The organism is Rhodovulum strictum, assembly GCF_009649175.1.
Classification (GTDB): domain Bacteria; phylum Pseudomonadota; class Alphaproteobacteria; order Rhodobacterales; family Rhodobacteraceae; genus Rhodovulum; species Rhodovulum strictum.
Genome location: NZ_WJPO01000001.1, coordinates 234,479 through 258,865 on the forward strand (window position 1 = coordinate 234,479; position 24,387 = coordinate 258,865).

19 protein-coding genes are annotated in these 24,387 nt (G+C 67.6%); 8 read left to right on the forward strand and 11 right to left on the reverse strand.

Features of this window, described 5'->3' with window-relative positions; all coding sequences use genetic code 11:
- Positions 1-2 precede the first annotated feature (2 nt).
- From GH815_RS01135 to GH815_RS01145, 3 genes are all read right to left on the reverse strand, one after another.
- Complete coding sequence (locus GH815_RS01135) at positions 3-1,376, reverse strand: type II and III secretion system protein family protein (RefSeq protein ID WP_153746887.1); 1,374 nt, start codon at positions 1,374-1,376, stop codon at positions 3-5.
- A 207-nt stretch (positions 1,377-1,583) separates the two neighbouring features.
- Entirely contained in the window at positions 1,584-2,420 is an 837-nt protein-coding gene (cpaB, locus tag GH815_RS01140) for a Flp pilus assembly protein CpaB (protein WP_153746888.1), read from the reverse strand.
- A 212-nt stretch (positions 2,421-2,632) separates the two neighbouring features.
- Positions 2,633-2,836 carry a Flp family type IVb pilin gene (locus GH815_RS01145; protein ID WP_170290269.1) on the reverse strand — a complete coding sequence of 68 codons (204 nt, stop codon included), beginning with the start codon at positions 2,834-2,836 and terminating at the stop codon, positions 2,633-2,635.
- 358 nt (positions 2,837-3,194) lie between these two features.
- Here GH815_RS01145 and GH815_RS01150 point away from each other — a divergent pair, with 358 nt between their 5' ends.
- Complete coding sequence (locus GH815_RS01150) at positions 3,195-4,019, forward strand: lytic transglycosylase domain-containing protein (protein WP_153746889.1); 825 nt, start codon at positions 3,195-3,197, stop codon at positions 4,017-4,019.
- 2 nt (positions 4,020-4,021) lie between these two features.
- The gene (locus GH815_RS01155; RefSeq protein WP_153746890.1) at positions 4,022-5,455 is read left to right on the forward strand and encodes a UbiA family prenyltransferase; all 1,434 of its coding nucleotides are present in this window, start codon (positions 4,022-4,024) and stop codon (positions 5,453-5,455) included.
- 13 nt (positions 5,456-5,468) lie between these two features.
- Here the strand turns inward: GH815_RS01155 and GH815_RS01160 are convergent, their stop codons facing one another.
- The 8 genes from GH815_RS01160 to tldD all read right to left on the reverse strand — a co-directional run bounded on the left by GH815_RS01160 (position 5,469) and on the right by tldD (position 15,825).
- Entirely contained in the window at positions 5,469-6,206 is a 738-nt protein-coding gene (locus tag GH815_RS01160) for an SDR family NAD(P)-dependent oxidoreductase (protein ID WP_153746891.1), read from the reverse strand.
- Positions 6,203-7,519 carry an FAD-binding protein gene (locus GH815_RS01165; RefSeq protein ID WP_153746892.1) on the reverse strand — a complete coding sequence of 439 codons (1,317 nt, stop codon included), beginning with the start codon at positions 7,517-7,519 and terminating at the stop codon, positions 6,203-6,205. Before GH815_RS01165 ends, GH815_RS01160 begins: the two co-directional genes overlap by 4 nt.
- A complete protein-coding gene (locus tag GH815_RS01170) occupies positions 7,500-8,501 on the reverse strand; it encodes a lysylphosphatidylglycerol synthase transmembrane domain-containing protein (RefSeq protein ID WP_153746893.1) in 1,002 nt (333 codons plus the stop codon). Before GH815_RS01170 ends, GH815_RS01165 begins: the two co-directional genes overlap by 20 nt.
- Before the next feature lie 122 nt (positions 8,502-8,623).
- Complete coding sequence (locus GH815_RS01175) at positions 8,624-9,253, reverse strand: 3-oxoacid CoA-transferase subunit B (protein ID WP_153746894.1); 630 nt, start codon at positions 9,251-9,253, stop codon at positions 8,624-8,626.
- Between the two features lie 10 nt (positions 9,254-9,263).
- Complete coding sequence (locus GH815_RS01180) at positions 9,264-9,959, reverse strand: CoA transferase subunit A (RefSeq protein WP_153746895.1); 696 nt, start codon at positions 9,957-9,959, stop codon at positions 9,264-9,266.
- A 100-nt stretch (positions 9,960-10,059) separates the two neighbouring features.
- A complete protein-coding gene (gene topA / locus GH815_RS01185; protein WP_153746896.1) occupies positions 10,060-12,705 on the reverse strand; it encodes a type I DNA topoisomerase in 2,646 nt (881 codons plus the stop codon).
- A 137-nt stretch (positions 12,706-12,842) separates the two neighbouring features.
- On the reverse strand, positions 12,843-13,997 hold the full coding sequence (gene dprA / locus GH815_RS01190; protein WP_343030599.1) for a DNA-processing protein DprA: 1,155 nt from the start codon (positions 13,995-13,997) through the stop codon (positions 12,843-12,845).
- A 406-nt stretch (positions 13,998-14,403) separates the two neighbouring features.
- Positions 14,404-15,825 (reverse strand): metalloprotease TldD, encoded by a 1,422-nt coding sequence (gene tldD, locus GH815_RS01195; RefSeq protein ID WP_153746897.1) that lies wholly within the window; start codon positions 15,823-15,825, stop codon positions 14,404-14,406.
- A 315-nt stretch (positions 15,826-16,140) separates the two neighbouring features.
- Between tldD and thrC the strand changes: the two genes are divergently transcribed.
- The 6 genes from thrC to rnr all read left to right on the forward strand — a co-directional run bounded on the left by thrC (position 16,141) and on the right by rnr (position 24,300).
- Complete coding sequence (gene thrC / locus GH815_RS01200) at positions 16,141-17,532, forward strand: threonine synthase (RefSeq protein ID WP_153746898.1); 1,392 nt, start codon at positions 16,141-16,143, stop codon at positions 17,530-17,532.
- Positions 17,529-18,791, forward strand: a complete 1,263-nt coding sequence (locus tag GH815_RS01205) for a M16 family metallopeptidase (RefSeq protein ID WP_153746899.1) — start codon at positions 17,529-17,531, stop codon at positions 18,789-18,791. Before thrC ends, GH815_RS01205 begins: the two co-directional genes overlap by 4 nt.
- Positions 18,791-19,381 (forward strand): GNAT family N-acetyltransferase, encoded by a 591-nt coding sequence (locus GH815_RS01210; protein ID WP_153746900.1) that lies wholly within the window; start codon positions 18,791-18,793, stop codon positions 19,379-19,381. Before GH815_RS01205 ends, GH815_RS01210 begins: the two co-directional genes overlap by 1 nt.
- A 209-nt stretch (positions 19,382-19,590) precedes the next feature.
- Entirely contained in the window at positions 19,591-20,763 is a 1,173-nt protein-coding gene (locus tag GH815_RS01215; RefSeq protein WP_211365030.1) for a type III PLP-dependent enzyme, read from the forward strand.
- Between the two features lie 81 nt (positions 20,764-20,844).
- On the forward strand, positions 20,845-21,993 hold the full coding sequence (dapE, locus tag GH815_RS01220; RefSeq protein ID WP_153746902.1) for a succinyl-diaminopimelate desuccinylase: 1,149 nt from the start codon (positions 20,845-20,847) through the stop codon (positions 21,991-21,993).
- A 54-nt stretch (positions 21,994-22,047) separates the two neighbouring features.
- The gene (gene rnr, locus GH815_RS01225) at positions 22,048-24,300 is read left to right on the forward strand and encodes a ribonuclease R (protein WP_153746903.1); all 2,253 of its coding nucleotides are present in this window, start codon (positions 22,048-22,050) and stop codon (positions 24,298-24,300) included.
- The last annotated feature ends 87 nt before the right edge of the window (positions 24,301-24,387 follow it).

The following is a 24,387-nucleotide window of genomic DNA, read 5'->3' on the forward strand; positions in this document are numbered from 1 at the left end:
TCTTACTCCATCACATAGCCGTAGGAGCCGCTGAAATCCTGGCGTGCGACTTCACCCGCCGCGCCGGTCCTGGGCGTTCTGGGCGAGGACAGCCTGCCCGACAGGAACAGGTCGCGTTCGCTGGGCGGCTGCACCCGGTCGGTGGGCAGGGCCAGCGCCTCGCCGCGGGTGGGATTGACGAGATGGGCGGTGATGATGATCACCAGTTCGCTTTTCTGGCGCTCGTATTCTGCGCTGCGGAACAGCGCGCCCAGGATCGGCACGTCGCTGATCCAGGGAACCTTGCTCATGTTGCTGGTGAAATCGTCCTGAAGCAGGCCGGCAACCGCAAAGCTCTCGCCGTCGCGCAGTTCGACGGTGGTGGCGGTCTTGCGTGTCTTGAAGCCCTGCACCCGGTAGGCACCATCCGCGTATTCGACGACATTGTCAGGTCCGCTGACCTCGGCGCTCAGGCTGAGATTGATGTTCTCGCCGACGACGCGGGGCGTGAAATCGAGAGAAATCCCGAAGGGCTTGTACTCGATGGTGATCCCGTCATCCTTCTGAACCGGGATCGGATATTCGCCGCCCGCAAGAAAACTTGCGTTCTGGCCGGACAGCGCTGTGAGGTTGGGTTCGGCCAGCGTCCGGACAAAACCCTTCGATTCCAGCGCCTCAAGCGCAAGGGACAGCCGGAGTGCGCCGACATCGCCGGTAATGGTGAGATCGCCGACGCTGGTGCCCGTCACTCCGACGCCAAGTCCGCCGGTAATCGAGCCATCGCCGCCATCGAAGCTGCCCGAGACGATGTTCAGCCGCGACCCGATCGCCTTTCCGACGGCGCGCGACATTTCGGCGAAGCGGACCTTGAGCATGACCTGCTGGCTGCCGGCGACGTTCATCAGGTTCGAGACCCGTTCGGGCGCATAGCGCGAGGCCAGGTCGATTGCCCGGTCGACCACCTGGGCGGAACTGACCGTGCCCGACAATACCAGCCCGTCATTGGCCGAGCGCACCTCGATCTGTTCGCCCGGCAGAACCTCGCGCAGGCGTTCCTTGAGTTCGCTCATGTCAGGGGTGACGCGGACCTCGACATTGGTGATGAGCCGTCCGTTCGCGCCCAGAAGCGTCAGCGTCGTGCGGCCCGGCGATTTGCCAAGCACGTAGATCGTGCGGTCCGACAGGGTCGAGATGTCGGCGATCTGCGGGTTCGAGATCGACAGTTCCGAGAATATCTCGTCGCTCTCGACCACGACGGCGCGGTTCATCGGAACGGTCAACTGACCCGTCGCCTGGCCGCCAAGCGTGCGCAGCGTCTGGGCCTGAACCTCTGCAAAGGGACCTGTCGCGGCCGCCAGGGCCACCAGACCCGCCGCCAGAAAAGTCCTGGAAATCATGCGATCCTGCCTTTCCGATCACGCCTCGGGACGGGTCTTTACGCCCTGTTCGCTCGCAGGATGCGCCACGCACGGATTTAAATCAATATTCAACAGATTGCGGAATTTGCTTTATGTGGATATCCCGCAACAGCCGCCAGATCGGAACACACGGCGCGCCGGTTCCGCAACATGCAGGCCGGCGCGCAATATCTTGTGGGTGGGGTGTCAGTTGGTGCAGGGGATGGGAATCTCGACCACTTCGGCGCCACGCCGCGTCCGGATCGTGCAGACCGGCGCCTTTTCCTCGACCACGACCGGCTCTTCCTCGATCCCGAGCAGAAGCTTCTGATCGACCTCGATCACCTCGGCCACGACGTCGTCGCCCGTGCCGACCAGCGACAGCGACAGCCGGCCGGTCGATTGTGCCTGCGCCAGCGCGGCAACCTGCTGGGGCGTGGCCTCGACGGTGACGGTGCGCGCGATGACCGGGCGGGTGGAATCCTCGTCGGCGATCTGGTCGATGGCGATCAGTTGGATGCCGGGCTGGATCAGCCGCGTCACCTGCTTGTTCCCGGCCTGGCCGGTCCAGTAGACATCGGCCTGATCGCCCGGCCGCAGGAAACCGGAGACGCCCGAGGCCACGTCGACGCGAATCGCGAAGGCCCGCTTGCCGCGCCCCAGGCGCGAGGTCAGCCCGGCATCGGTGCCGGGTTCGGTGACCTTGACCGCAAGCAGCGGCTCGCCCGCCTCGATCGCGCGCAGTACGGTGCGGAACTTGGGCTTGTCGTCCGGGAACACCTCTGCGCCCGACTGGAAGACGCCTTCGGGCAGCGAGGCTTTCGGCCATTCCACAAGGCGCAGGTTGTCCACCGTCACCTGCTGGCCGTAGCGCAGTGCCTCACTGGCGACCACGACGGGCACCAGTTCCACGCGGCTCGTACTGGCCGCGCGTGCCTCGGCCAGCTGACGCTCGTAGGAGGTGATGTAGCCCTGGGCCATGTAGACGGCAAAGCCGGCCAGCCCCAGACCCACCAGGAGCACCAGTCCGAAGATCAATCGCATGGCGAATCCTTTCTGCCTTCACGCCGTGGCCGCGATGGCCGGGCCTTTCCAAACCTTTGGTCCAGCCTGGGGGACAATTGCGGCGAAATCGGGGTCTTTGCCGGGCCGGGATGCGGAAATCGAAACAATCCCGGGTGACGGGGTCGCCGCAAAAGGCAAGGCCGCATCCGGGGATGCGGCCTTGCCAGCCGTCACGTTCGGAACGCTGCGGATCAGTTCAGCTTGCCGAGCGTGCCCACCTCGGCCGAGGTCAGGGCGGATTCGATTTTGCCGGCCACATCTTCGACACCGGTCCGCACCGAGGCGAGAACCGCGATGCCCAGGCCCACGATCGCGGCGGTCAGAACGACCCAGTCCACGGTCACGGCGCCCGACTCGTCCTTGTGGAAACGCTTGATCAGATCGAACAGTTTCATTTGGTCTCTCCGTTAGGATGTTCGCTACTTCAACCTGCCTTGTCGGAGATTGCGGGGCCCGCAACTGTTCTGGCCCGTCACCACCTCGGCATGGGCGCATAAGGCCATTCGAATCGGGCAAGAGTTGGGCTGAGGCTTGTCAATTTCCGCCCTGTGGAAAAGTCCCCGGGATTTGCTTACAAATGCATGAAAAGAAAAGATAAGGAGGCGAGGAATTTAGACAAATGCGATCCATTCCTCACAAGCGGGGCGCGAGGTCCTGGCCTTTCCTGGCGCCGATCCGTCGTTGGATATGGCAATTGACCCCGGATTCTGCAAAATTCCGTCAAGACGTACGGATCGAGCAGGGAAGAAGGTCATGGCGTCGAGACTGATCGTGGCGGCGATGATCGCCCTTGTGTCGGCAATGCCGGCCGCGGCAGAGCCGCCGCCCTGGCCGGATTTCACCTTCAGGCGGGTCAAGCCGCCCGAACCGGGGGCGACCAAGCTGATTACCGTGCAGGTGCCGCCGGTGGCGCCGCGCCTTCCGGTGCCGAAACCGCCCGCAGTGCGCGACGACCCGCCCGAACGCGACCACAAGCCGGGCCCCGGGCCGGACTGGTTCTGGGCGCGGGTTTCACCTGCGCTGGCCGATGGCGGACCCGGGCGGCTGGCCCCGGCGCTGGCGGCGATCTCGAATCCGCCGGTGGGTGCCTCGATCCCGGCGCCGCGCTTGCAGCATCTTCAGGACATTGCGGCCTCTTACGGGACCGACATCCTGCGCGCCACGGTCGGCACGCGGGTATCGCCTGCGCTGGCGCTGGCGGTGATCGGGGTGGAAAGCGGCGGACGCCGGGCGGCGGTCAGCCCCAAGGGCGCGACCGGGCTGATGCAGCTGATGCCCGCCACGGCCACGCGGTTCGGCGTGTCCGACCGGCTGGATCCGTCGGCCAATATCAGGGGCGGGGTGGCTTATCTCGACTGGCTGATGCGGGAATTCGGCAATGATCCGGTGCTTGTGCTGGCCGCCTACAACGCCGGTGAGGGTGCGGTGCGCAACCATTCCGGCGTGCCGCCCTATGCCGAGACGCGGCATTACGTGCCGCGCGTGCTGGCGGCCTGGTCGGTTGCCCGGGGCCTTTGCCTGACGCCGCCCGAGCTGATCACCGATGGCTGCGTGTTCCGCGTGCGGGGGGCCAGCTAGGCATGGCGGCGGACAAACCGCTGGTGCTGGATGTCGACGGCACCTTCCTGCGCACCGATCTGGCGCTGGAATCGGTCTGGGCCGGGCTGGGCCATGCGCCGCGTGAAACCATTGCTGCCCTTCTTGCCACGCTGGGCCGGCCCGCCGCGTTCCGCCGCGCGGTGACGCGCATCGCGCCGCCCCGGGTCGATCTGCTGCCGCTGCGCGCCGAGATCGCCGAGGCCGCATTGGCCTCGCGCGAACAGGGGCGCGAGGTGGTGCTGGTCTCGCAGGCCGATGCCGCGCTGGTCGAGGCGCTGGCGGGGCATTACGGGTTTACCGGCGGGATCGGGTCCGACGGGCGCAGCGACCTTGCGGGCGAGGGGCGTGCGGCGGTGCTGAAATCGGCCTTCGGACTGCGCGGCTACGATTATGCCGGGGATAGCGGGCGCGACCGGGCGGCGTGGATGGCGGCTGACCGGGCGGTGGTGGTGGGCGGACGACCGGGCCTGCTGGCCGAGTTGCAGGCCGCCGGACGCCGGGTCGAGGTGGTGCCGGGCGGCTGGCGCTGGCGCGACCTAGTGCAGGCCTTGCGGCCGCATCAATGGGTCAAGAACATCCTTCTGTTCCTGCCCGTGCTGGCCGCGCATGATTTCACGCTGCCCACGCTGCTGCTGGTGCTTCTGGGCATGGTCGCCTTCTCGGCGGCGGCATCCTGCATCTATGTCGTCAACGATCTTCTGGATCTCGAGGCCGACCGGTTGCACCCGACCAAGCGCAACCGTCCCTTCGCGGCGGGGGCGGTGCCCATTGCGGTGGGCATGGCGGCAAGCCTTGGGCTGGGGCTGCTGGCGCTGGGTATCGGTGCCGCGCTGGGCTGGGCGTTTCTGGGCGTTCTGGCGCTCTACATGGCGCTGTCGCTGGCCTATTCGCTGCGGCTCAAGCGGCTGCGCTGGGTCGATATCGCAACGCTGGCCGCACTTTACACGATCCGCGTGGTGGCCGGGGCGGCGGCGACTGGGGGCGGGGCATCGGTGCTGATGCTGGTCTTCGTCTTCCCGGTCTTCCTGTCGCTGGGCTGCGTCAAGCGGATGACCGAACTGGCGCTGGCGGAAAGCAATGATCGGCTGCCGGGGCGGGGTTATGGGCGGGGGGATCGGGGCGATCTGCTGAATGTCGCCTGGATCGGCGTGGTCGGCGCGCTGGTGGTGTTCTTCGCCTACAGCTTCACCGAACAGGCCCATGCGCTTTACCCGACGCGCTGGCTGCTGTGGCTGACGCTGGTGCCGCTGGCGGTCTGGCTGATCCGCATGGTGGTGCTGGGCTATCGCGGCAAGCAGGATTACGATCCGATCGTGTTTGCCCTGCGCGACCGTGTGGGGCTTGGGCTGATCTTCTTTGCGCTGTCCTTCATGTTCTACAGTGCCGGCCTGTGGCAGCGCTGGTTCGGGTTCTGAGCGCGCCCCGCCCTCAGATCGAAAGCTTCTTGAAGACGGGTTCCGGGATCGCGCGGATGATCCCCATGATGCCCAGCCAGAAAAGCGGTGTGTAGATCACGTTGCGCCGCCGCTCCACCGCGCGCAGGATGTCGGTGGCCACCTTGTCGGGCGGGGCGACAAGGAACATGCCCTCGATCCCCCAGGTCATTGCGGTATCGGTGAAGCCGGGCTTGACCGTGACCACATGCCCGCCCGCCCGGGTCAGCCGGTTGCGAAGCCCCGAGAGATAGGTGTGAAACCCGGCCTTGGCGGCGCCATAGACATAGTTGCCGATCCGCCCCCGGTCGCCCGCGACCGAGCCGATACCGACGACCGTGCCCGCGCCGCGGGCCTCGATCAGGGGCGCGAGCATCTGGAGGAGTCGCGCAGGGCCGGTGAAATTGTCGATCGCCACGCCCTCGATCAGCGCGGGGTCGGCGTCGATCTCGGATTGCGGCGGCATCGCGCCGGTGAAGATTGCGACCGATACCGTGCCCTCGCAATCGCTCATGCGGGCGAGGATCGCGTCGAAAGAGGCCGGGTCGCGCAGGTCGACGCGGATCGTTTCGGCCAGCGCCGCGCCGCGCAGGCGGGCATCGGCCGCGTCGCGGTCCAGATCCGCCATGTCGCGGCCGGCAAGGATCACGCCATCGCCGCGTTCGGCCAGCTTGCGGGCAAAGGCGCGCGCCATCGACGAGGAGGCGCCGAGGATCAGCCAGGTCTCGCTCATGCCGCGCTCCTCAGTTTCAGGCGGCGGACGAGGTCGGTTTCCATCTGCCCCTCGGGGTCGATCCGCGCGATCTCGGCCCGCCATGCGTCGAGTTCGGGATACATTGCGGCAATCGTGCCGGGCCGGGCCAGCGCGTCCTTGGCCAGGTAAAGCCGCCCGCCCGCGGCCTGCACCATGTCTTCGAGCCTTGCGTAAAGGGGGGCGGCGCGGGTCTTGCGCGCGGGCAGGTCGACGGCCAGCGTATAGCCCGCCATCGGAAAGGACAGATGCCCCGCGCGGCCCGGTCCCATCCGTTTCAGCACCGCCAGCGGCGAGGCGATGCCGGATTTCGCGATTGCCGCGAGGATCTCGCGCAGCGCGGGCGCCGCGTCCTGCGGGACGACGCATTGGAACTGGTGAAAGCCGCGTTTGCCGTAAAGCCGGTTCCAGTCATGCAGGGCGTCGAGCGGGAAGAAGAACTCGTCCAATGCGCGGATGCGCTTGCGTCCCGAATCGGGGATGCGGGCCAGCCGCCAGCGGTTGAAAAGCTTCACGACCGGCCAGGACAGCAGCAGGCCGGGCGCGTCGAACGGCACGGATTTCGCCCGCCGCATCGGGCCGGGGCGGCTGCCTTCGAGCAATTCGCCCTCTTCCAGGATGCCGCGGCCCAGCCGCTTGCGCCGGGCGGTGGCATCGACCCAGCCCACGGTAAATTCGGCGGTCGAGCCGCCGAGCGCGGCGATGAAGGCGTCGAAATCGGGGATGCGGGTTTCCACCACGCGCATCCGCTGGCCGGGGATGGGGCGTAATTGCAGTCGTGCCGACAGGATCGCGCCGGTCTGGCCCAGCCCGCCCATGGTCGCGCGGAAAAGGCCCGGATCGGCCTCGGGCGTCACCGCGCGCGGGCCGGTATCGGTCATCAGCGTAACGGCCAGAACATGCTGGCCGAAACTGCCCGCGTCGTGATGGTTCTTGCCATGCACGTCATTGGCGATGCAGCCGCCCAGCGTGGCAAAGCCGGTGCCGGGCATCACCGGCGGCATCCAGCCGCGCGGGGCGAAGACGCGCAGCAACTCGGCGATGGTCGTGCCCGCCTCGGCCTCCAGCACCCCGGTTTCGGCGTCGAAGGACAGCAGCCGGTCGAGCCGGGTCATCTGCACCGCGGCGCCGCCCGCGTTCAGCGCCGCATCGCCATAGGAGCGGAAATTGCCGATGGCAGGCCCCCGTCCGGTCAGCGCCGTGGCGAGCGCGCCCAGCCGTTCGGGCCGCGTCAGCGTGCCGCGCACCCGGATCGCCCGGCCCCAGCCTGCGTAATCAGCGGTTTTCCACTGCATGCCTGTTCCTTTCCGAAAGCTTTTCCGCCAGCGGGAAGACCATGGCCCCGATCCCGACGGCGAACCACAAGGTTGTCACCCGGATCACCGCAGTCGCCGCGACCGAGGTTTCGGGCGGCACCCCTTCGAGTGTCAAGAGCGCGATCATCGCAGCCTCGGCCCCGCCCAGGCCCCCGGGCGCCCCGGTCAACCCGCCCGCGAGCGTGGCGAAGGTGAAGATCGCCATCGCGGTCCATAGCGTGGTCTCTACCCCCAGCCAGAGCAGCAGCAGGTGAAAGGCATAGCCCTCGGCCGCCCAGCCGATCAGGCCCAGCGCGACCGCCCCGGCCAGCACGCCCGAATGGGAGAATTGCGCCAGCGTCCGGGCCATCGCCCGCAACCGCCCGAACAGCCGCGGCCAGAGCCCGAACACGCGGTAGGCCCGTGTCACCAGCCCCGCCATCAGTTGCGAGTGGGTGGCGATCAGGGCGACCAGCAGCGCCAGCGCGGCCAGCGGTGCTCCACCCGCGATGCTGCCCGAGGACAGCGCCAGCGCGCCCGCAAGGATCAGCGCCATCGCCGCCAGATCTCCCGCCCGGTCCATCAGGAAAAGCGGCGCGCTGCGTTCCAGCGTCATGCCCGTTTCACGCCGGATCCAGCGGATGCGCACCAGTTCGCCGACGCGACCGGGTGTCACGCTCATCAGGAAGCCGCCCAGATAATGGCGCAGGTCGCGGAGCAATCCGGGCGGCAGGCCGATGCGGCGGGCGAACAGGTGCCAGCGCAGGCCGCGCAGCGCGTAATTGACCAGCGAAAGGGCCAGCAGCGCCGCCAGATGCCCCGGCCCGATGCTGAAAAGCTGCGCGCGCGTTTCCTGCCAGCCGGTGGCCGCGGCCAGACCCGCCAGCCCGGCCAGAACCAGCGCCAGCATCCCCGCCATCAGCAGGGGATCGCGCCACCGGTGCAGGCGGCCGGGCGGGGGAGGCGGGGCGAGGCGGCTCATGGTCATGTCACCGCGCGCATAGCAACAGATTGGGGCTATTTTTTGAAGCCGTTTCGGTTTCGGCAACAATCGGGCGCCCGGTCCGGCAGGCGGGGGCGCTTGGGCCCCCGCCGGTTGGTCGGTCAGTTCACGATCGCGGCTTCGGTCGCGGCGCGCAGCGCGTCCTCGGTCACGCCATCGGCACATTCGACGATCCTCAGCCCGCCCTCGACCACGTCGAGCACGCCCAGATTGGTGATGATCCGGTCCACCACGCCCTTGCCGGTCAGCGGCAGGGTGCAGGCTTTCAGAACCTTCGACTCGCCGGCCTTGTTGGTGTGGTCCATCACGACCACGACGCGGCCGACGCCCGCGACCAGATCCATCGCGCCGCCCATGCCCTTGACCAGCTTGCCGGGGATCATCCAGTTCGCCAGATCGCCGTTCTCGGCCACCTCCATCGCGCCCAGGATCGCCATGGCGATCTTGCCGCCGCGGATCATGCCGAAGCTTTGCGCGCTGTCGAAATAGGCCGAATGCGGCAGTTCGGTGATGGTCTGCTTGCCGGCGTTGATGAGGTCGGCGTCCACCTGATCCTCGGTGGGGAAGGGGCCGATGCCCAGCATCCCGTTTTCCGATTGCAGCGTCACATGCACGCCGTCGGGGATGTAATTGGCCACCAGCGTCGGGATGCCGATGCCGAGGTTCACATACATCCCGTCCTTGAGTTCCTGCGCGGCACGCGCCGCCATCTGGTTGCGGTCCCAGGGCATGATGTCCTCCTTACGCCGCGCGGGTGGTGCGTTGTTCGATGCGCTTTTCGTGGCTGCCCTGGATCAGGCGATGCACATAAATGCCGGGCAAGTGGATCTTGTCGGGGTCGAGCGTGCCGGGTTCGACGATTTCCTCGACCTCCATCACGCACACCTTTCCGCACATCGCCGCGGGCGGGTTGAAGTTGCGCGCCGTCTTGCGGAAGACCGCGTTGCCGGTGGTGTCGGCCTTCCACGCCTTGACGATGGACAGATCCGCGACGATGCCGCGTTCCAGGATATAGGTCTGGCCGTCGAATTCCTTGTGTTCCTTGCCCTCGGCGATCACGGTGCCGACGCCGGTCTTTGTGTAGAAACCGGGGATCCCGCAGCCGCCTGCGCGCATGCGTTCGGCCAGCGTGCCCTGCGGGTTGAATTCCAGTTCCAGTTCGCCGGACAGATACTGGCGCATGAACTCGGCATTCTCGCCGACATAGGACGAGATCATCTTCTTCACCTGCCGGGTCTGCAACAGGATGCCGATGCCGAAATCGTCCACGCCCGCATTGTTCGAGGCGAAGGTCAGGTCCTTCGTGCCCGCCTGCCTGATCGCGTCGATCAGCAGTTCCGGAATGCCGCACAGCCCGAAGCCGCCTGCCGCGATGAACATGCCGTCGAACAGAAGCCCGTCAAGGGCCTCTGCGGCGCTGCCGTATACCTTGCTCATGGATCGCTCCCCTCTGAACCGTCGGTCAGAGTTGTGGCGAAGCCACCCCGCCCTGTCAACTTGGCGCCGGGGCGTCGGCGTCGGCCGCCCGCCTGCGCGATCAGCCAGTGGCCTTCTGCGCGGGTGGCTTCTTCGCCGCCGTCTTCTTCGTGGCGGCGGGTTTCTTGGCGGCGGCCTTCTTTGGGGCGGTGGCCTTTTTCGGCGCGGCGGTCCTGGGCTTGGCTGCGGGTTTTTTCGCGCTGGCCTTCTTGCCGCCCGATTTCGCGGCCTTTTCGGCGACGATCTGCACTGCAAGCTCCAGCGTCACGTCTTCGGGTTCCATCCCCTTGGGCAGGGTCGCGTTGACCTTGTCCCATTTGACATAAGGCCCGTAGCGGCCCGCCATCAGGTTGACCGGCCCGCCCAGTTCGGGATGCTCGCCCAGCTCGCGCAGGGGCGCGGCGGTGGCCGAGGCGCCCCGGCCGCGGGATTTCTTCTGGGCCAGCACCTCGACCGCGCGGTTCATGCCGATGGTAAAGACCTCGTCCACATCGGGCAGGTTGGCATAGGTCTTGCCATGCCGGACATAAGGCCCGTAACGGCCGATGCTGGCCTCGACCGGCTCGCCATCCTCGGGATGGGGGCCGATGGGGCGGGGCAGGGACAGCAGCATCAGCGCCTTGTCCAGATCCATCGCCTCGGGCGCCCAGCCCTTGGGCAGGCTGGCGCGGGGCGGCTTGGGCTGGTCCTCGGTCGGTTCGCCCTTCTGCACATAGGGGCCGAAGCGGCCATTGCGCAGGGTGATCGGCTCGCCCTCGTCGATGCCCAGAATCTTGCCGTCAAGCTCGGCCGCGCCATCCTCGCCATTCGGGGCCGAGATTGGGCGGGTATAGCGACATTCGGGATAATTGCCGCAGCCGATGAAGGCCCCGCCCGAGCGCGCGGTCTTGAGGTTCAGCCGTCCCGTCCCGCATTTCGGGCAGAGGCGCGGATCGGTCCCATCCTCGCGCGGGGGGTAGAGATGCGGGGCCAGAACCTCGTCGATCTTTTCCAGAACCTCGGAAATGCGCAGATCCGCCGTTTCGGCCAGTGCGGCCGAGAAGTCGCGCCAGAAGCGGGACAGGACATCGCGGTATTCGCGGCTGCCCGCGGACACGTCGTCCAGTTCGTCTTCGAGGTTCGCGGTGAACTCGTAGCCGACATAGCGGCTGAAATAGTTCGACAGGAAGGCCGTCACCAGCCGCCCCTTGTCCTCGGGGATCAGGCGGTTCTTGTCCTTGATGACATAGCCGCGGTCCTGGATGGTCGTGACGATCGAGGCATAGGTCGAGGGCCGCCCGATGCCGAGTTCCTCCATCCGCTTGACCAGCGTCGCCTCGGTATAGCGCGGCGGCGGCTGGGTGAAATGCTGTTCGGGGGTCACGCTGTCCTTGCGGGCGGGTTCGCCCTGCATGATCTGAGGCAGGCGGCCGTCATCCTCGTCATCCAGCACCACATCGTCGCGCCCTTCTTCGTAGACCTTGAGGAAACCGTCGAACAGAACCACCTGGCCGGTGGCGCGCAGGGCGACCTGGGCATCGGCGCTGGTCACATCGATGGTTGTGCGTTCCAGCCGCGCGGCCTCCATCTGGCTGGCGATCGTGCGTTTCCAGATCAGGTCATAGAGCTTGCGCTGGTCCTCGTCGGTGAGTTTCAGCTTCGAGGGGTCGCGCGTCATCTCGGTCGGGCGGATACATTCATGCGCTTCCTGCGCATTCTTGGCCTTGTTCTTGTACATCCGCGGGGATTTCGGGACGTAATCGGCGCCGAAACGGTCCCTGATGGCATCGCGCGCGGCCATCACCGCCTCGGGCGCCATGTCGATGCCGTCGGTCCGCATGTAGGTGATGTAACCCGCCTCATAGAGCCGCTGCGCGGCCTGCATGGTCTGGCGCGCGCCGAAGCCGAACTTGCGGCTGGCCTCCTGTTGCAGGGTCGAGGTCATGAAGGGCGGGGCGGGGTTGCGGCTGGCGGGCTTGGCCTCGACGCTGGCCACGGTGAAATCGCGGGAATGGATCGCCTGGACGGCCAGTTCGGCGGCCGTTTCGGTGGCGATGTCGAACTTGTCGAGCTTGCGGCCCCCCAGCGTGACCAGGCGGGCCTCGTAGCTTTGGCCGCGCGGGGTTATGAGGATCGCCTTGACGGTCCAGTATTCGCGGGCGCGGAACGCCTCGATCTCCATCTCGCGTTCGACGATCAGCCGCAGGCAGACCGATTGCACGCGGCCCGCCGATTTCGCGCCGGGCAGCTTGCGCCACAGCACTGGCGACAGGTTGAAGCCCACAAGGTAGTCGAGTGCGCGGCGCGCGAGATAGGCATCGACCAGCGGCTGGTCGACCTGGCGGGGGGTCTTCATCGCCTCGGTCACGGCGGCCTTGGTGATCGCGTTGAAGACCACGCGGCTGACCTTGGTATCCTTGCCGATGGCCTTGCGGGCGCGCAGGGCTTCTTCCAGGTGCCAGGAAATCGCCTCGCCCTCGCGGTCGGGGTCGGTGGCGAGGATCAGCGCATTGTCACCTTTCAGCGCGTCGGCAATGGCCTTGATGTGCTTTTTCGACTCGGCCGCCACCTCCCATGTCATCTCGAAGCCGTGCTCGGGATCCACCGATCCGTCCTTGGGCGGCAGGTCGCGGACATGGCCGTAGGACGCCAGAACGGTGTAGTCGTCGCCAAGATACTTGTTGATTGTCTTGGCCTTGGCCGGGGATTCGACGACGACGACGGGCATGGACTTCCTTTCGACTCAGGCCGATGGCGGGGGCGGGCGGCCTTGGCGGGCGAAAATGTGGGGGGGAGCGGGGGATTGTCAATGAGAAGGGCGCGCCGGGTCAGGCACGCGCCTTGGTCGTGTGCGGCGCTGACGGATCAATCCAGACGGGACAGCAGACCGCCCGGCGCCCGTGCGATCCGGCCCTCAAGCTCCAGCGTCAGAAGCTCTGGCGCGATGCGGCCGGGGGGCAGGGCAAGGTCGCGGATCAACTGGTCCTCGGCCAGCGGCGAGGGGCCGAGGCGCGAGAGGATCTCGGCATGCAGCGCGGCCGGATCCGCCGGGGCGGGGCGGCGGGCATGGGCGGGGGTGGCGGGCACCTCGGTGATGCGGGGTTTCGGTTTCGGGGCCGGAATGCGGATCGGCGCGCTGTCCAGCGCCTCGATCACGTCCTCGGGGCCGCGCACCAGGGTTGCGCCGTCGCGGATCAGCATGTTGCAGCCTGCTGCGCGGGCGTCGAACGGATGGCCCGGCACCGCCAGCACCTCGCGCCCCTGATCGAGCGCGGTGTGCGCGGTGATCAGGCTGCCCGAGCGCGCCGCCGCCTCGACCACCACGACGGCGCGGGCAAGGCCCGAGATGATGCGGTTGCGCTGCGGGAAATGGCGCGCCTGCGGTTGCAGCCCGGCGGGATGTTCCGACATGCGCAGGCCCTTGTCGCCGATCTCGTGAAACAGCGCCTCGTTCTCGGTCGGGTAGATCACGTCCACGCCGCCCGCCAGCACCGCGATGGTGCCGGTCTCCAGCGCGGCCATATGCGCGGCGCGGTCGATGCCGCGCGCCAGCCCCGAGACCACGATATGCCCGGCATCCGCCAGCCCCTCGGCCAGTTTCCGGGCCATGCGCGTGCCCAGCGACGATGCATTGCGCGCGCCGACCAGCGCCACCATCGGCCGGTCCAGCAGATCGGTCCGGCCCAGCGCCCAGAGGATCGCGGGCGCGTCGGGCAGGTCGGCCAGCGCCGCCGGATAGCCCGGCCCTCCATGCACCAGCGGCACCGCACCCAGCGCCCGGCCCCTGGCCAGTTCCGCCCGGGCAACGCCGTCGGGGCATATCTCGTAACGCTCGACGCCTGCGGCGCGGGCAATGTCGGGCAGGGCGTCCAGCGCGGTTACGGCATCGCCATGTTCGGCCATGAGCCGGTGATAGGTCGTCGCACCGACCCGGCGCGAGCGGATCAGCCGCAACTGCGCCAGCAGCTCATCCTCGGGGATGGGCGCGTCGAACAGGGACAGGGCGGCTTGGCTGGGCACGGGGCGGGCTCCGGTCTGGGACCGGCGGAGAGTGCCGCAATCGGGGTTAACGGAAGGTGAACGGTTGCGCGGCTTGCCCGCGGTTGCCCGGGGCGGGATGTCGTGATGCGCAAGCGAGGGGGCGGGGGCGATAGTCAAGCGGTGGGCTGGGCCCCTGAATCGTGTCGCGCCCGAGAGGGCGCGACCGGATGAGACGAAGTTGCTAGACCAGGAAGTCTTCCCGGGTGGGTGGTGCGAGGGGGTGGTAGGAAGAAACTTTCTCCACGTTTTCGCAACTTCGCTCATCCGTGAAGCCAATTTGCGTCACAAAGGGTTAATCAAAGGTGAACAGAATCAAGAAAGATCGCCTTAAAGGTGAAAATCCTCCAGGGCGATGCAAAAATAGGCGGAAATCCGCCGATCCTGCTCAGGCCGCCGCGCCGCCCACCGTCAGCCCGCCGATCATCAGAGTCGGCTGGCCCACGCCCACCGGCACCCATTGCCCCTGCTTGCCGCAATTGCCGATCCCGGGGTCCAGTGCCATGTCGTTGCCGATGGCGCGGATCTTCTGCATCGCGGTCGGCCCGTCGCCGATCAGCGTGGCGCCCTTGACCGGCGCGCCGATCCTGCCGTTCCTGACGCGATAGGCTTCGGTGCAGGAAAAGACGAACTTGCCATTGGTGATGTCGACCTGTCCGCCTCCGAATCCAACGGCATAGAGGCCGTCCTTGAGATCCGCCACGATATCGGCGGGATCGGCGTTGCCCGACAGCATGTAGGTGTTCGTCATGCGCGGCATCGGCGGATGGGCATAGCTTTCGCGCCGTCCGTTGCCGGTGGGGGCGACGCCCATCAGCCGTGCGTTCTGCCGGTCCTGCATGTAGCCGACCAGAATCCCGTCCTCGATCAGCACCGTGCGGCCCGATGGCGTGCCCTCGTCATCGACGCTGATCGAGCCGCGCCGGTCGGGGATGGTGCCGTCGTCAAGGACCGTGACGCCCGGTGCCGCGATTTGCTGGCCCATCAGCCCGGCAAAGGCCGAACTCACCTTGCGGTTGAAATCGCCCTCCAGCCCGTGGCCCACCGCCTCGTGCAGCAGAACGCCCGGCCAGCCGGGGCCAAGGACCACATCCATCACGCCCGCGGGCGCGGCTTCGGCGTCGAGATTGACCAGCGCGATGCGCAGCGCCTCGCGGGTTGCGGCCTCCCAGCCTGTGCGCTCGATCAGCCCGGCCAGCCCCCGCCGCCCGCCGCCGCCATGGCTGCCCGATTCGCGGCGGCCGTCCTGTTCGACGATCACGCCCACATTCAGCCGGGTCATCGGGCGGATATCGGTGAACAGCATCCCGTCGGGGCGCAGGATCACCACCTCCTGCAAGGACGCCGCCAGCGTCGCGGTCACCTGCACCACGCGCGGATCCAGCGCGCGGGCAAAGGCGTCGATCTCGCGCAGCGTGTCGAGCTTGACCCCGAATGTGGCGTCGGCCATCGGGTCGGCATCCGAATAAAGCCGCCGGTTGGTCGGCTGCGGCGGATCGGCAAGCGTGCCGCCGCCCTCGGCCACGGCAAGCCGCGCGGTCCGGGTGGCGCGTTTCAGCGCGGGTTCGGAGATTTCGGTCGAATGGGCATAGCCCGCGGCCTCGCCCCGCACGGCGCGCAGCCCGAACCCTTCGGAGGCGTCGTAGCTGGCGGTGCGCACGCGGCCGTCATCGAAGCTGAGAACCTCGGAGCGGGTGCGTTCGAGGAACAATTCGCCGTCATCGGCCCCGGCGGTCGCCTGTTGCAGAAGCGCCAGCGCGCGGTCGCGGTCGATCAGCGTCTCGAAGGGGCGGAACGGGCCTTGGGTCATGGGCATCCTCGGGGTGAAGAAAGGCGGCAGAATGTCGCGGCTTTCGCTTGTGTCCACCCGCCCAATATGCTTCCCTGTGAGGGCGATACAACTGTCTCCGCAGATGTCGCGCAAAATGGCGGTCAACGCCAGACAAGGGAACCGGGAAAAGCGCAATGCGCAGGGTCCGGATATCGACTGCCGGGCTTTCCCTGATCTCGTCCGGTGCCGCGCGCTCCCGCGGCCCGGACACTCCCTTCCCGAACAGGAACTTGCGCGGGGTGACAGCGCGGCGCGACTGGCGTATCAGGCGGCAGGCTGAAGGAAGGCTTGCAGATGCGCTATGTGTCCACGCGGGGAACGGCCCCGGTCCTGACATTCGAAGAGGCGATGCTGACGGGGCTGGCGCGCGATGGCGGGCTTTACGTCCCCGAATCCGTGCCCGCGATGGCGCCCGCCGAAATCGCGGCGCTGGCCGGGCTGTCCTATGAGGAGGCCGCGTTCCGGGTGATGCGGCCCTTCATCGGCGATGCCTTTGCCGATGCCGAGTTTCGGGCGATCATCGACCGCGCCTATGCGGGCTTCGGCCATGCCGCGCGGGCGCCACTGGTGCAGCTTGGTCCCAACCATTTCCTGCTGGAGCTGTTTCACGGGCCGACGCTGGCCTTCAAGGATTTCGCGATGCAGCTGATCGGCCAGCTCTTTCAGGCGGCGCTGGCGCGGTCGGGCAATCGTGTGACCATCGTGGGGGCGACCAGCGGCGATACCGGGTCGGCGGCGATCGAGGCGTTCCGGGGCCTGCCCAATGTCGATGTGTTCATCCTGTTCCCCGAGGGCCGCGTGTCCGAGGTGCAGCGCCGCCAGATGACCACGCCGGCCGAGGCGAACGTGCATGCGCTGGCGGTGCGGGGCGATTTCGACGATTGCCAGGCGCGGGTGAAGGACATGTTCAACGATTTCGCCTTTCGCGACCGGGTGGGGCTGGCGGGGGTGAACTCGATCAACTGGGCGCGGGTGCTGGCGCAGGTGGTCTATTACTTCACCTCGGCGGTCAGCCTGGGCGCACCGCACCGGGCGGTCAGTTTCACCGTGCCCACGGGCAATTTCGGCGATATCTTCGCGGGCCATATCGCCCGGCGGATGGGGCTGCCCATCGAAAAGCTGGTGATCGCGACGAACCAGAACGACATCCTGCACCGGGCGCTGAGCACAGGGGCCTATGAAACCCATGGCGTCAGCCCCTCGATCAGCCCGTCGATGGATATTCAGGTCTCCTCGAATTTCGAGCGTGCGCTGTTCGAGGCCTATGGCCGCGACGGGGCGGCGGTGGCGAGCCAGATGGACGCGCTGAAGGAGCAGGGCGGCTTCACCATCAGCCAGGGCGCGCTGGAGGCCTTGCGCGAGGTGTTCGCCTCGGGCCGGGCGTCCGAGGAGGAGACCAGCGCCACGATCCGCGCCACCCATCAGGCCACGGGCGAGATCCTGTGCCCGCATTCCGCCGTCGGCGTGAAGGTGGCCGGGGACCAGCCCGCCAGCGCCACGCCGATGATCACGCTGGCGACCGCGCATCCCGCGAAATTCCCCGATGCGGTCGCGGCGGCCACCGGGATCCGCCCCCCCCTTCCCAAGCGCATGGCGGATCTGTATGAGCGGCCCGAGCGCGTGACGGTCGTGGACAACGACCTTGGCGCGCTCGAGTCCCTCATCGAGGAAAGGCGCGCGGTTTGAGCGTAGACCTGCACAGGCTGTCCAACGGATTTCGTATCGTGACCGAGCGGATGCCGGGGCTGAAATCGGCCTCTATCGGCATCTGGATCATGGCCGGTGGCCGCGACGAGCGGGCCGAGGAAAACGGCATCGCCCATTTCCTGGAACACATGGCGTTCAAGGGCACCGACAAGCGCAGCACACTTCAGATCGCCGAGGCGATCGAGGATGTGGGCGGCTATATCAACGCCTATACCGGGCGCGAGATGACCGCCTATTACGCCCGCGTGCTGGAGGCCGATGTCCCGCTGGCACTCGACGTGCTGGCCGATATCCTGCTGAACCCGCTCTTTGACCCCGCCGAGATCGAGGTGGAGCGCGGCGTGATCCTGCAAGAGATCGGGCAGGTGCTGGACACGCCCGACGATGTGATCTTTGACTGGTTGCAGGAGGTCGCCTATCCCGGCCAGGCCATCGGGCGAACGCTGCTGGGTCCGGCGGAGCGGGTGCAGGGGTTTACGCGCGAGGATCTGTTCTCGTTCATCGGGCGGCACTACACGCCCGAGCGGATGATCCTGTCGGCGGCCGGTGCGGTAGACCATGACGAGATCGTGCGTCTGGCCGAGGGGCTCTTTGGCCATCTGGCGCCCGGCACGCAGGCGGCGCATGAACCGGCCCGCTTCACTGGCGGCGAGCGGCGCGAGGTCAAGAAGCTGGAACAGGCGCATCTGGCGCTGGCCTTCGAATGTCCCGGCTATCGCGACCCCGCGATCTATACAGCGCAGATCTTCTCGACCGCGCTGGGCGGCGGCATGTCCTCGCGGCTGTTCCAGGAACTCAGGGAAAAGCGCGGGCTGTGCTATACCGTCTTCGCGCAGGCGGGCGCCTATGCCGATACCGGGCTCATCACGCTTTATGCGGGCACCAGTGCGGCGCAGATCGGCGAACTGGCCGAACTGACCATGGCCGAGATCGCGCGTTCGGCGCAGGACATGACACCCGCCGAAGTGGCCCGGGCGCGCGCGCAGATGAAGGCGGGGTTGCTGATGGGGCTGGAAAGCCCGTCGAACCGGACCGAGCGGCTGGCGCGGCTGGTCTCGATCTGGGACCGGGTGCCCGGCATCGAGGAGACCATCGCCCATATCGACGCGGTGACCACCGGCGATGTGCGCGACTTCGCCGCGCAGATGGCCGGGGCAGGGCGGGCGGCGCTTGCGCTTTACGGCCCCGTCGCAAAGGCGCCCGCGCTTGATGCGTTGCAGGGCAGGCTGGCGGCCTGATGCTGGGCCTCAGGCGCAAGCTCCGGATCGAGACGGACCGGATGAGCTTGCGCCCGCCGGTGCATGCCGATTATCGTGACTGGGCCGCGCTGCGGGCGGCCAGTGCCGCCTTTCTGACCCCGTGGGAACCCGCCTGGGCGCCCGATCACCTGACGCGCAAGGCGTTCACCAACCGCGTCTACTGGGCGCAGCGGGCGATGGGCTCTGGCTCGGCGATCCCGTTGTTCCTGATCCGCCGAGCCGATGACGTGCTTCTGGGCGCGATCACGCTGGACAATATCCGCCGCGGACCGTCGCAATCGGGCACGCTGGGCTACTGGATCGGCCAGCCCTTTGCCCGCCAGGGCTACATGCGCGAGGCGATCGAGGCGGTGGTGCATCACGCCTTTGTCATGCGCGATCTGTCCCGGATCGAGGCCGCCTGCCTGCCCGAAAACGCCGCCTCGCGCGGGGTGCTGGAGAAATGCGGCTTCAAGTATGAAGGCGTGGCGCAAAGCTATCTTCAGATCAATAACCGCTGGCGCAACCACGTCCTCTACGCCAACCTGCGCAACGACCGGCGCGGCCGGACCGAGACCGGGCTGGCCTGAGGCGCGCGCGGCGTCACTTTCTCGCGCGCAGGCGGCGGAAATATGCGTTTTTAACCTAATTTCTGTTGCACCGACTCACGCAATTCCCTATCTGGCCCCGTTACGGACGCCAACGCACGCGCCTCTGTCCCCTCACGGGTTACGTAGCGACGGTAACGTCTCCCTTGGTACTGAGCGGCCATAGATGGCCGGGTCTATTGGAGATGACCATGATCGCTACGCAAGTCGGCTTTGCCGGCCAATCCCCCGTATTCGAATCCACCCGCGTTGAATCCTTCATCCGCGCGCACCGCTTCGAGCGGCCGACGCTGGTGCTGGACATGCAGGCCGTGGCCGACCGCTATGCCGCGCTGAAGGCCGGGCTGGGCCGGGCGGCGATCCACTATGCTGTCAAGGCCAACCCCGCGCCCGAGATCGTGGCGCAACTAGCGGCGCTGGGCTCGGGCTTCGATGCCGCCTCGCGCGCCGAGATCGAGTTGTGCCTTGCGCAAGGCGCTGCGCCTTCGGCGATTTCCTATGGCAACACGATCAAGCGCGCCGCCGATATCGCCTTTGCCCATCAGGCGGGCATCACGCTGTTTGCGGCGGATGCCGAGGAAGAAATCGACAAGATCGCCGTCCATGCCCCCGGCGCGCAGGTCTATATCCGCGTGCTGGTGACCGCGACCGAGGCCGATTGGCCGCTGTCGCGCAAGTTCGGCTGTGCGCCGGGCAAGGTGCAGCCGCTGCTGGCGCGCGCCCTTGCGGCGGGGCTGCGGCCCGTGGGCCTCTCGTTCCATGTCGGCAGCCAGACACGGGCGGCGCGGATGTGGCTGCCGGTGCTGGACGAGGTGGCGGGCATCTGGCACGCGGCGCATGCGGCGGGCTTCGATCTGGAGCTTCTGAACATCGGCGGCGGCTTCCCGGCCTTCTACGGTGACGAGGTCGAGCAGCCCGAGATCTATGCCGCCCAGGTGATGCGGCTGGTCACCGACCTGTTCGGGGCGGTGCCGCGCGTGATGGCCGAACCCGGCCGCGGCATGGTCGCCGAGGCGGGCGCGATTGCGGCCGAGGTGATGCTGGTCTCGCGCAAATGCGATACCGATGCCTATCGCTGGGTCTATCTCGATATCGGCAAGTTCTCGGGGCTGGCCGAAACGATGGACGAGGCGATCCGCTACCAGTTCCTGACCGAGCGCGAGCATGAGCCGGTCGGCCCCTGCATCCTGGCCGGGCCGTCCTGCGACAGTGCGGATGTGCTTTACGAAAAGCGCCCCGTCCTGCTGCCGCTGGGTCTGAGCGCGGGCGACCGGGTCATCATCCGCAATGCGGGCGCCTATACGTCGAGCTATGCCTCGGTCGGCTTCAACGGCTTTCCGCCGCTCGATGTCGTGGTGATCTGATACGGCGCGCGCGCCGCGCTGCTGCATTGCGGCGCGGCGCGGGTCGGTCTATCGCTGGGGCGCATCATCAGGATCCGCGCCATGCCCCAGCCCACCGACCCCGTTGCCCTGACCGCCGAACTGATCCGCTGCCCCTCGGTCACGCCCAGCGAGGCGGGCGCCCTGCGGCTGCTGGAAACCCGGCTGGCGGCGGCGGGGTTCGAATGTCGCCGGATCGACCGGGGCGGCGTTCCGAACCTGTTCGCGCGCTGGGGGGGCAAGGGGCATCGGCGGACATTCGGCTTCAACGGGCATACCGATGTGGTGCCCGCAGGCGATACCGCTGCGTGGCGCCATGCGCCGTTCGGGGCGGAACTGGGCGATGGCTATCTGTGGGGCCGGGGGGCGACCGACATGAAATCGGGCGTCGCGGCCTTTGTCGCGGCGGCGATCGACTTCGTGACCGACACGCCGCCCGATGGTGCCATCGTTCTGACGATTACCGGCGACGAGGAGGGCGACGCGACGGACGGCACCGTGGCGCTTCTGGACTGGATGGCGACCGAGGGCGAGCGGATGGAGGTCTGTCTGGTGGGGGAACCCACCTGCCGCGAGCGCCTTGGCGACATGATGAAGATCGGGCGGCGCGGCTCGATGACCGCTTGGTTCACCGCCCATGGCGTGCAGGGCCATTCGGCCTATCCGCAGCGCGCGCAGAACCCGATCCCGGCACTGGCGCGGCTGGTCGAGCGGCTGTCGGCCTATCCGCTGGACGAGGGCACGCGCCATTTCGACCCCTCGACGCTGGCGGTGACCGGCTTCGACACCGGTAATCCGGCCTCGAACGTGATCCCGGGGCTGTGCTGCGCGATGGTCAATATCCGCTTCAACGAGGCGCATAGCGCCGACAGCCTGACCGACTGGCTGCGCGCCGAGGCGGGCAAGGTGACGGACGAGACCGGCATCCGCTTTGATCTGGAGGTCAGGGTCTCGGGCGAAAGCTTCCTGACGCCGCCGGGCGCGTTGTCCGAACTGGTGGCGGCGGCGGTCGAGGCGGAAACCGGGCTGCGGCCCGAATATTCGACCTCGGGCGGGACGTCGGATGCGCGCTTTGTCAAGGATTTCTGCCCGGTGATTGAGTTCGGCCTTGTCGGCAAGACCATGCATCAGGTCGACGAGCGTGTGGAGGTGGCCCAGATCGAGGGGCTGAAGCGCATCTATGGCCGCATCCTTGCCGCCTATTTCGCCTGAGCGGCCCCCGCTTTCCGGCTGACGGGGGCGGGCGCGCATGATAGCTCTGCGGGCATGAGCCAGATCCCCTCCAAGACCCAGATCCTCGACTGGATCGCCGCGCATCCCGGCGAGACCTCGAAACGCGACATCGCCCGGGCCTTCGGCATCAAGGGGGCGGACCGGATCGACCTGAAGCGCGTGCTCAAGGAGCTTGAGGACGAGGGCCATCTGGAAAAGCGAGGCAAGAGCTATCGCGATGCCGACCGGCTGCCGCCGGTCAGCGTGTTGCAGATGCTGGCACCGAACCGCGACGGCGATCTGTTCGCGAAACCGCTGGAATGGCATGGCGAGGGGCCGGAACCGCGCGTGCTGTTCATCGCGCGCAAGGACGAACCGGCACTGGCCGAGGGCGACCGCATCCTGGCCCGCCTGCAAGAGGTGCGCGGCGAGGATCATCAATACGAGGCGCGGCTGATCCGCAGGATCGGCGCGAACCCGAAACGGGTGCTGGGCATCTTTCGCACCGGCGCCGAGGGCGGGCGGATCGTGCCGATCGACAAGGGCGCCGATCTGGAGTGGATGGTGGCGCGCGATGCCACCCATGGCGCGAAGGATGGCGAACTGGTCGAGGCCGAGCAGATCGGCGCGCGCGCCCGCATGGGCCTGCCGCGTGCGCGTGTCGTGGACCGGCTGGGCGATCCGTCCGCGCCGAAGGCCGTCAGCCTGATCGCGATCCACCAGCACGGCATCCCCGACGCCTTTCCCGATGATGCCATCGCCGAGGCCGATGCCGCGAAACCCGCGGGGCTGGGCAGACGCGAGGATCTGCGCCATCTGCCGCTGGTCACCATCGACCCCTCGGATGCGCGCGACCGCGACGATGCGGTGCTGGCGCTGCCCGATGACGATCCGAAGAACCCGGGCGGGTTCGTGCTGTGGGTCGCGATTGCCGATGTCGCCCATTACGTCCGCCCCGGCAGCGCGCTGGACCGCGAGGCGCGGCGGCGGGGCAATTCCACCTATTTCCCCGACCGCGTGGTGCCGATGCTGCCCGACCGGCTGTCGGGCGATCTGTGTTCGCTGCATGAGGGCGTGCCGCGCGCCTGCATCGCGGTGCGCATGGTGATCGACGCCCATGGCACCAAGCTGTCGCATCGCTTCACCCGGGGGCTGATGTGCTCGGCCGGGGCGCTGGGCTATGCCGAGGTGCAGGCGGCGCAGGACGGCCAGCCCGACGCGCGGACCGCGGCGCTGCTGGACGATGTGATCCGGCCGCTTTATGCCGCCTATGCGGCGCTCTGCCGGGCGCGGGCGCTTCGCCAGCCGCTGGATCTGGACCTGCCGGAACGCCGCATCGTGCTGACCGAGGATGGTCACGTCGCCTCGGTCAATTTCCGCGACCGGCTGGACGCGCATCGGCTGATCGAGGAATTCATGGTGCTGGCCAATGTCTCGGCCGCCGAGGAACTGACCCGACTGCGCCGCCCGCTGATCTTTCGCGTGCATGAGGAACCCAGCCCCGAGAAGCTGGACGCGCTGCGCGAGGTGGCGGCGGCTTCGGGCTTCACGCTGGCCAAGGGGCAGGTGTTGCAGACCCGGCACCTGAACAACCTGCTGGATCAGGCGATGGGCACCGAGTTTTCCGAACTCATCAACCTGTCGACGCTGCGCTCGATGACGCAGGCCTATTACACGCCGGAACATTTCGGCCATTTCGGGCTGGCGCTGCGGTCTTACGCCCATTTCACCTCGCCCATCCGCCGCTATGCCGACCTGATCGTGCATCGCGCGCTGATCTCGGCGCATGGCTGGGGCAAGGACGGGTTGTCGCCGCAGGAGATCGAGGAGCTGGAGGCGACCGCGCAGCATATCAGCGAGACCGAGCGCCGCTCGATGGAGGCCGAGCGCGACACCACCGACCGTTACCTTGCCGCCTATCTGTCGGAACGGGTGGGCAATGAATTCGCGGGCCGCGTGTCGGGCATCGCGCGGTTCGGGGTGTTCGTGAAGCTGGACGAGACCGGCGCCGACGGGCTGATCCCGATCCGCGAACTGGGGCAGGAATATTTCCACCATGACCGCGAGGCGCAGACGCTGATGGGTGCCGATACCGGGCTGACCATCGGCATCGGCCAGCGGGTCACGGTGCGGCTGTCCGAGGCGGTGCCGGTCACCGGCGGGCTGACACTCGAACTGCTGTCGATCGAGGACAAGGCGATGCGTCCGGGCCCGCGCAAGATCCGCGGCAAGGCGCCCAGGCGCAATATCGGCCGGTCCAGGGCCAGGGCGGGCAAGCTCGGGCGCAAGGGGCCGCGCAAGGGCTAGGCGAAATCCGGCGGGCGGGCCCGGGGCGGGAACGGCGTGCTTTGCGTTCCGCGCCGGAGCGGGTAGACTGTCTGCAAAACCGGAAAG

Excerpts from the sequence above, each read along its gene's own strand:
- GH815_RS01175 (WP_153746894.1), bottom strand. The coding sequence starts at position 9,253 with ATGCCCTGGGACCGCAACCAGATGGCGGCGCGTGCCGCGCAGGAACTC.
- dapE (WP_153746902.1), top strand. The coding sequence starts at position 20,845 with ATGCCCCAGCCCACCGACCCCGTTGCCCTGACCGCCGAACTGATCCGC.
- GH815_RS01145 (WP_170290269.1), bottom strand. The coding sequence starts at position 2,836 with ATGAAACTGTTCGATCTGATCAAGCGTTTCCACAAGGACGAGTCGGGC.
- GH815_RS01180 (WP_153746895.1), bottom strand. The coding sequence starts at position 9,959 with ATGAGCAAGGTATACGGCAGCGCCGCAGAGGCCCTTGACGGGCTTCTG.
- GH815_RS01150 (WP_153746889.1), top strand. The coding sequence starts at position 3,195 with ATGGCGTCGAGACTGATCGTGGCGGCGATGATCGCCCTTGTGTCGGCA.
- thrC (WP_153746898.1), top strand. The coding sequence starts at position 16,141 with ATGCGCTATGTGTCCACGCGGGGAACGGCCCCGGTCCTGACATTCGAA.
- rnr (WP_153746903.1), top strand. The coding sequence starts at position 22,048 with ATGAGCCAGATCCCCTCCAAGACCCAGATCCTCGACTGGATCGCCGCG.
- GH815_RS01210 (WP_153746900.1), top strand. The coding sequence starts at position 18,791 with ATGCTGGGCCTCAGGCGCAAGCTCCGGATCGAGACGGACCGGATGAGC.
- tldD (WP_153746897.1), bottom strand. The coding sequence starts at position 15,825 with ATGACCCAAGGCCCGTTCCGCCCCTTCGAGACGCTGATCGACCGCGAC.
- GH815_RS01135 (WP_153746887.1), bottom strand. The coding sequence starts at position 1,376 with ATGATTTCCAGGACTTTTCTGGCGGCGGGTCTGGTGGCCCTGGCGGCC.
- GH815_RS01155 (WP_153746890.1), top strand. The coding sequence starts at position 4,022 with ATGGCGGCGGACAAACCGCTGGTGCTGGATGTCGACGGCACCTTCCTG.
- GH815_RS01170 (WP_153746893.1), bottom strand. The coding sequence starts at position 8,501 with ATGAGCCGCCTCGCCCCGCCTCCCCCGCCCGGCCGCCTGCACCGGTGG.
- topA (WP_153746896.1), bottom strand. The coding sequence starts at position 12,705 with ATGCCCGTCGTCGTCGTCGAATCCCCGGCCAAGGCCAAGACAATCAAC.
- cpaB (WP_153746888.1), bottom strand. The coding sequence starts at position 2,420 with ATGCGATTGATCTTCGGACTGGTGCTCCTGGTGGGTCTGGGGCTGGCC.
- GH815_RS01215 (WP_211365030.1), top strand. The coding sequence starts at position 19,591 with ATGATCGCTACGCAAGTCGGCTTTGCCGGCCAATCCCCCGTATTCGAA.
- GH815_RS01165 (WP_153746892.1), bottom strand. The coding sequence starts at position 7,519 with ATGCAGTGGAAAACCGCTGATTACGCAGGCTGGGGCCGGGCGATCCGG.
- GH815_RS01160 (WP_153746891.1), bottom strand. The coding sequence starts at position 6,206 with ATGAGCGAGACCTGGCTGATCCTCGGCGCCTCCTCGTCGATGGCGCGC.